Source organism: Streptomyces flavofungini, from assembly GCF_041028215.1.
Classification (GTDB): domain Bacteria; phylum Actinomycetota; class Actinomycetes; order Streptomycetales; family Streptomycetaceae; genus Streptomyces; species Streptomyces flavofungini_B.
The window spans coordinates 1-4,516 of record NZ_JASKYR010000707.1; the positions used below are offsets into that span (position 1 = coordinate 1).

The following is a 4,516-nucleotide window of genomic DNA, read 5'->3' on the forward strand; positions in this document are numbered from 1 at the left end:
GGTGCTGGGTGGTCTTCCCCGACACGGTGATCTCCGCGATCGCGGCGATGTCCGACTCCGCGACCCAGAGCGTCCCGTCGTCGGTGAGGAGCATGTCGTCGGGGGAGGAGTTGCCCGGCAGGCGGACCACGGTGGGGACACCCGGGGCGGAGGGTGAGTGGCCGGAGTCCTTGTCGTCCGCGTGGCCGCCGGAGCCSGGACCGCAGCCGGTCACCCAGAGCGCCGCCGTCAGCGCGAGCGTCGCGGCGGTCCAGCGCCGCGCCTCACTCCCCGCAGCGCAGCGACGACGGTGGCTCCGTGCCCATGTGCTGCTCCCAGTCGGCGGGTTGCAGGTCCTTTCCGGTCGTCGAGCAGACGGTGCGGATCCAGACACGCGGATCGATCCTCCATTCGATGAGTTGCCCCATCTCGTTCAGGGCGGGACCGTCGGGCTCCGGGTCGTCCGTCCGCGAGTAGTCACCCTCCGTCGCGGTGACCAGCTTCGTGCCGTCCGCGCTGAACACCAGGCCCGTCGATTCCGCCTTGTTGCCCTCGGGCAGCGGCAGTGAGCCGAGTGTGCTGCCGGACCGCAGATCGAGCAGGCGCACGGTGTGGTCCTCCGACGTGGTCCCGGCGACGAGACCACCGCCTGTGACCGGGCCGACCGCGGGATCGTCCGCGCCCTCGACCCGGCCGAGGCGACGGCTGCCGGACGCCGTCCACACCTCCAGTGCCCCACTGCCGCGCTGGACCAGCAGGTGGTCGTCGGCGTAAGCGATGCCCAGGGCATCGGGCAAGTGGCGGGTGCGGATGCGGCCCGACGCGGTGTCGGTGACGTGGATGCGCACGCCGTCGTTGTCGAGCATGTCCGTCCGGTTGAGCACCGCGGTGTGCGTGGCCCGGTCGTCCACGGCCGCGTAGCTGCGGCTCAGTTCGGACGGGGCGGAGGCCGTCGGCGCCATGGAATTCGGGCCCCGCACCTCACGCAGCACCTTGCCGGACCCGGCGTCCCTGAACCGGACCGTGCCGGAGGCGTGCACCTCGGCGACCTTCTGGCCACCGGGCAGGAACCGCATCAGCATGGGCGGGTCGGAGAGCCGCAGCGGGTTCGGCAGTGCGGGCCAGACGCCGACCGGCCGCCACTCCCGTCCGCGGGCAAGGATCTGTGCGCTGCCGTCCGGCGCCACCACGATCAGGCGCTCGCTGTCGGGCCGCCACAGCAGCTCCGCGAATCCGGGCAGCTTCAGCACACGAGGCATCTTGCGCTGCCGCTCTGCGGTGGCGGGAACGCCGAGTCGCAGGGTGGAGAGCCGGGTTCCCTGGCTGTCGAGGACCGCCGCGTCGCGTCCGTCCGGCGACACCGAGACACGTGGCTCCTGACAGGCCAGGCAGGAGGCCGGGATGCCGATCTCGGTGGTGCGTGCGATCCGTGAGCGCTGGTTCAGATCCCACAGGCTGAGGAGGTCGTGGGAGGCGGAGGCGAGTCGGTCGCCGCCGGGACCGACGAAGGTGAGCGTGTTCCTGTCGACCGTCCCCGCCCCCGCGAGGACGAGGGGGTCGGACGCCTTGCCGCCCGCCGCGTGCGTACGACTGACCTGGAGCGTGGCAGCGATCGCCGTCGCCACGTGGGAGCCGCCGCCGCTGACCGCCATGGCCGTGGCGAGACCCGGCTCCGTCTCCGCCTCCAGCTTCGGCTTGAAGGCGTCGGGCTCGCCCCGGGACGGCCAGACCGGCAGCGTGGAGTCCTTGTTGCTGAAACTGATGTGACCGCCGTCCGGGGCGAGCGCGGAGACCACATTGTGGGCGCCGAAATTGAGGGAGTTCCCGGCGGTGCGGGTGAGCCGTTCCCTGGAGATCCGGTTCCACGTGCCGTTGGAGTACTCGATGGCCACCAGCTCCGCGTCCCCGTCGAAGGCGAGGGCGGACACGTCCGACGGCAGCCCTTCGAGCTTCTGCTGCCTCGTGCGTCCCGAGCTCAGGTCCAGGACCGCGAGCGTGGGCGGGACATCCAACTCCGAGGCGGTCGTGGCGACCGCGACGAAGCGTCCCGTCGGGGAGACCGCGAGCGCCGTGGGCCGCTGCGCGCCGGGCAGGCGCGGTACGGCGGCGGTCCGCTCGTCGTCCCACACCTTGACCGTGCGGCGGTCGATCGCCGCGACGGTGTCGCCGTTCGTATCGGATGCCACCGACTTCACCGGGCCGGGGAGACGGCCGAGCCGCTCGTGGTGGCCGAACCGGCCCCGCCCGAGAGCCCACCGCTCCACTTCGCCGCCCTTGGTCCCGACGAGGGCATGTCCCCCGCCCCCGGAGGAGGCCACCGCCGATATCGTCCCGGAGGCCCGCACACTGCCGACCAGATGAGGGCTCTCGGTGACCGCGCGGAGCAGGGCCCGCCGGGTCAGCGGATCGGCGTGCTCGCGGTACGCCCGCTCGGCGAACAGTCCGGCGAGCCCGACGTCCGTGCGCAGCAGGCCCTCCGACACACCGGCCAGCCGGTGCGCGGCGGCGAGCCGCTCCCTGGCCTCGGACTCGCGGTGCTCCACGATCACTCCGGAGGTGACCGCGGCGGCTACCAGGGACAGCGCCGTGACCAGGCGGGCGACGCGGAAGCGGCGCGCGTACCGGTCGGCCTGCCGCAGCGTCCCTGCGAACCGCACATCCGTGGGCTCGGGGGCGTGCGCGGCGTCCGAGCGGTTCGCGGCGGGGGCGACCAGGCGCAGCCCCTTGCGGCGCGCGGCCAGGAGCTTGCCCTCCATGCCGCTGACACCGATGAGCCGCTCGCCGTTGCCCAGCGCACCCGTCACCGCGGTGCGCGGCCGCAGGCCGTAGAAGACGCCACGCACCCAGGCCGCACTGGGCCGTCGGGTCCGGGGATGCCGCAGGAGTTCCCGCAGGCCCAAGGCGAAGGCCACGCCGAGAGACGGGCCCTCGATCCGCAGGGGGGCGGGCCGGTCCGCCATGACCAGACGCCACAGGACACACCGCGAGCCGCGACCCGGCCCCGCCGCGACCCAGGCCCGGCCGAGAGCCGTCGCGAACTGGCCGTCGGAGCTGCGCAGCCCGGTCATGGCGCGCGGATCGGGGTACAGGCCGGGCGGTCCGGCGGGGAACTCGCGGAGTTCCAGGATGCCGGTCGCGCCGGGCGCCGCGTCGTCGTCCGGGTCGGTCTCGTCGAACACCACGGGTACCCGTACCAACGGCCTTCGGCGCGTCGCACAGCCCGCCATCAGCAGCACGGCGGTCATCAGCGCGCCGTCCGGCGCGGCCGTCCGCTCACCTTCGCCCGACGGCAGCCGCGAGATGCGCTCCAGACACGCGTTGAGCCGCTCACGGGTGTCTGCCGGGAGACCGTCCACCCCACGGCCGGACGGCTGGACCGGACCGGGTGCGGCCTGGGCGGACAGCAGGCCGCTGCTCGCCCAGGCGCTCCGCACCCGGGCCAGCGCGTCGTCCCGCCCGGCGGCGCCGCTCTCCGGCGCGCTCAGGGCGCGGGCCACCAGGTAGGCGTGAAGGGCGGGCGTCAGGGTGTCGGACGGACGCTCAGGAGCTGTCTCGTCGATCCACGTGGCCAGCCTCCCGGCTCGCTCCGAGCGCAGCCAGGCGGGGTCTGTACGGACGGCCTCGCTACAGCACTGCCACCACAACTGCCGCTTGCCGAGCAGTTCATGTACGACGCTCTGCGGGCTCGCCGGGTCCCCCAGGAGGGCGTCGAGAGCGGCTCGGTGGGGCCCGCCGGATCCGGGCCGAGCAGCCCCGGAGCTCATCGCAGCGCTCCATCGATGACATCGCGGACGTCGCCGCTCAGCAATTCCCGGACGCGGCGCCAGGCTTCGCGGGTCGCTTCGTTGAGCGCGGCGCCGACGGAGTCCGCGACGACCACCGGGTCCCACTCGTGCTCCCCGGGCACGGGGGAGGGGCCGGTGGCGGCCCATGTCACCCCCGGTACGAAGCCGCTGAGACGTACGTATGAGGCAGCGGGCCCGACACCGCCCCGCACCACGGGCACGAGGAGGACGCGCTCGCGCCCGTCGGGCCGCGCGTAGGCGACCGTGTACAGCAGCGGGCGGTCCTCGTCGTGGGCGTCACCCACCACCAGCTCAAGGCTGTACGCGGCTGTGCCGTCAGCGGTGCGGCGCAGCAGGAACCGGCTCCGGCGGTCGGGAGAGGAGGCTTCGAGGACCACGGCGTCGGCCCCCGAGGCGGTCAGCGCACCAGCTGCGGAGAGCCGCGGGAGCGGGAACCACCCCGGCGCGACGGAATGAACAGGGGGCCGTGGCGCGACCGCCTGTGCGCGAGCACCGACGGCGACGTACGGGGCACGCGGCGGCAGGACGACGTTGGTGAACGACGCCCGGACACGCTGCCACAGGGTGTAACCCGTACGTCCACGGGCCGCCGCACGCGGCGGGCCTGGGCGGCGTCCGCCGGTGAACGACACCCACGAGCGACGGGCGACCGAACCCCCGCTCACCGGGTGCCCTCCCCCTGAGCCCGGTCGGGCCCCGGCGGCGCGGGCTGCGCCGGGGCCSKACCGGGC

2 protein-coding genes and 1 pseudogene are annotated in these 4,516 nt (G+C 74.1%); all 3 read right to left on the minus strand.

From position 1 onward, the window contains the following. Window positions 1–214: pseudogene (locus AB8Z36_RS32875) on the minus strand (virginiamycin B lyase family protein); the annotation flags it as partial. Between the two features lie 49 nt (window positions 215–263). Next, entirely contained in the window at window positions 264–3,743 is a 3,480-nt protein-coding gene (locus tag AB8Z36_RS32880; RefSeq protein WP_369217045.1) for a hypothetical protein, read from the minus strand. Beyond that, window positions 3,740–4,450 carry a hypothetical protein gene (locus tag AB8Z36_RS32885; protein ID WP_369217046.1) on the minus strand — a complete coding sequence of 237 codons (711 nt, stop codon included), beginning with the start codon at window positions 4,448–4,450 and terminating at the stop codon, window positions 3,740–3,742. Before AB8Z36_RS32885 ends, AB8Z36_RS32880 begins: the two co-directional genes overlap by 4 nt. Window positions 4,451–4,516 lie beyond the last annotated feature (66 nt).